The following is a 2,519-nucleotide window of genomic DNA, read 5'->3' as shown; positions in this document are numbered from 1 at the left end:
CTCCTGCGCCGTGCCAATCTGGTGCCCCAGCCCCCTGAGGTCCAGAGCCTGGCGGTGGACCGGGCGGAGGGCCGCCGGCCTGTCCTTCAGTGTGCTCGAGGATCGTGACCGTTGCGGAACTCACGTTGGTGGTGAGGATCTTTTTTGCGTCGGGGAAGACGTAGATCATGTGGGTGCGGTTCTGACCGGTGCCCATGATCCAGTTGATCTTGCCGCTGCCGGGATCATAGCTGCCGATGGCCTTTGCTGCCTCCGCGGTAAACCACACTTTGCCCTGCACGAACGTCAACCCGTGGGGCCCGCGCAGGGCGCCAAGATCGATCTGCGGTTCAGCCTCCTGCCCGATGAGGTCAATTACCGCCAGGGTGTGAAACTGTCCGAAGCCGTAGTTGGAGACGTACGCGGTCTGGCCGTCGGAGGAAGCGACAACCTCGTGGGGATCGTCACCCACAGGAACGCGAGCGACGACGCGCAGGTTCGCGGGGTCCACGATCGCAAGCGTGTGGTCCTGCTTGGAAAGTACGAGCAGCGCAGTTTTGGGTGTCGCGGATTTTTGGGAATTCGAAGATGCCTGCTGCGCGGTTGCGAGCACCCCAAGACCAGAAACGCAAACCACAACCAGGGTGGCCAGTAAAAACTTTTTCTCGATCTTCATAGGTGGCTCTCGACTAGACGAACATGTCCTGATCAGCTACGACGTCGGCCGGCCGTTCATTTCGCCTCCCTGTTGTCAGCACGTTCAGGAAGGCTTTTGCGCCGGCCAACACAGCGTTTACCTGGCGGGCCGGTTTGATCACGGAATGGGCAACTACATTGCTCGCGCGCTCGACGCCGTCTACAACCTGGGTGAACATGGTGTCGACCCGGCTTGTCTGGCGGTGTACGCGCTGCAGAATATCGCCCGCCACAACCTGGAACTCGGCGCTCTGCTTTTTCAGCATCTGCGCAATCTCGGCCATATCGGCCGACACAGACTCAAGCTTTGGCGCTACCTTCTCCAGCGTCTCCCGGGACTTAGTCAGGATCGGCATCGCCGTGGTGCGCAATTCCTGCACATCCGACTGCAGAGAACTGACCTTCTTGCGAATCATGAGGAAAGCGGCCAGCATCACGATCGCCTGCGCGAGCAGGGCGAAGGCGGTAAGGCCCACAAAAATCACCAGCAGGGTTGTTTCGTTATTCATTTTGGCACCGGACGTGATCTTTCTATCTGCAGAAGCTCTTTCAGCGACTCCGCCCACACAAGAGGACGCCGGTAGCAGAGCCGATGCGCCGATTCCCGATGTTCGCAACCGGCAAATCTTCGCATTCGTGCTCAAAGGTGGAGAACTGCGGAGTGCCTGAATCGAGATTCCAACTCAGGCACTCGTTATAAATCAAGCTGTGGGCTCAGAAGTCGTCGAAGGCGTCGCATTCGCCTTGTAGGCTTCGCGCCCCGCATCTACGGCCGCGCCCACCCTGGTTGTCTGATCGTTTACCAGGTTCTTGCCTCGCTCGACGAAGTCTTCCCATTGCGCCCGGCCGCGATCGACGACTTCGCGTCCGCGCCCGACGTATTGATTGACCTGCTCCTTGCCCTTGTCGACCATCTGGCCTGCGCGCTCTGCAGCCTGACGTCCGCGAGTGCGGAGATACTCAGACCCTTCGCGTGCGCTTTGCGCGAGATCTTCGCGTGTTTCGCGACCGCTTTTCGGAGCATAGAGGAGGCCGATCAGTGCGCCCACACCCAACCCAGCCAGAAACCACGCCACTCCCTGACCATTGCTCGAATCTTCGCTCATAACGTATTTCTCCTTCTGCCCAGTATCAAGAAGCCTGAGCGTACCAAAACTCCATGTTACGCCGCAAATATGACGATGCGCAGAATTTGCGTCTGGCGCCCTACACACCAAAAGAGCGGGTCGCCGAAGAGCAGCGGCATTAGTCTCTCCGGTTCTCTTCGCATTGGACGCCGTTGGATGCGAATCAGTTGCTAACCTTCGCTGCCCGCGCTTTGAGATCGGTGCAGGGGACTGCGCGACCGTGGGCTTACTTGGGCAAGAGACCGCGGGCAATCGCATCCAGGATGCCATTGAGAAAGTTGATCGATTCCGGAGCGGAGTAACTTCTGGCGATCTCGAGTGCCTCATTAATCACAATCGGAAAGGGCGTCGATTTGTACTGGACCATTTCGCCCACGGCCATGCGGAGCAGGTTGCGATCCACGGCCGGCATCCGTTCCAGCCGCCAATGGCGCGAATTGGCGGTGATAAGCTCGTCGATCTGCTCCTGGTGCGCCAGCGATGAGTTGAACAGATCTTCGGCAAAGCCACGGACCTCGGGCTCGACTGCGTCAACGGATTTCCAGAAGGTGGCACGCACCTGGTCGGGGGTCTGCTTGCCGACGTCGGCCTGAAAGAGCATCTGCATTGCGAGTTCGCGGGATTTGCGTCGAGTGCCGGCGGTCAAGCTTTCCCGCCTTCTGCGAGCTTGCGCTGCAGGCTCACCATCTCAATGGCCGCAATAGCGGCTTCAAAGCC

4 protein-coding genes are annotated in these 2,519 nt (G+C 59.3%); all 4 read right to left on the bottom strand.

All coding sequences use genetic code 11. The features are described 5' to 3' along the window. Nucleotides 1-655: YncE family protein (locus WA354_RS10585; protein WP_472812976.1), on the bottom strand; the 655-nt coding region annotated here is incomplete at its 3' end. 13 nt (nt 656-668) lie between these two features. After that, the gene (locus tag WA354_RS10580) at nt 669-1,184 is read right to left on the bottom strand and encodes a hypothetical protein (protein ID WP_472812975.1); all 516 of its coding nucleotides are present in this window, start codon (nt 1,182-1,184) and stop codon (nt 669-671) included. Between the two features lie 192 nt (nt 1,185-1,376). Further along, complete coding sequence (locus WA354_RS10575; RefSeq protein WP_472812974.1) at nt 1,377-1,781, bottom strand: YtxH domain-containing protein; 405 nt, start codon at nt 1,779-1,781, stop codon at nt 1,377-1,379. A 247-nt stretch (nt 1,782-2,028) separates the two neighbouring features. Continuing rightward, nucleotides 2,029-2,448, bottom strand: coding sequence for a transcription antitermination factor NusB (gene nusB / locus WA354_RS10570; RefSeq protein WP_472812973.1), 420 nt, complete (start codon nt 2,446-2,448; stop codon nt 2,029-2,031). Between the last annotated feature and the right edge of the window lie 71 nt (nt 2,449-2,519).

Source organism: Occallatibacter sp., assembly GCF_049802275.1.
Classification (GTDB): Bacteria; Acidobacteriota; Terriglobia; order Terriglobales; family Acidobacteriaceae; genus Telmatobacter.
The sequence above is the reverse complement of the archived record's forward strand: the minus strand, read 5'-3'. Positions and strand labels throughout refer to the sequence as shown.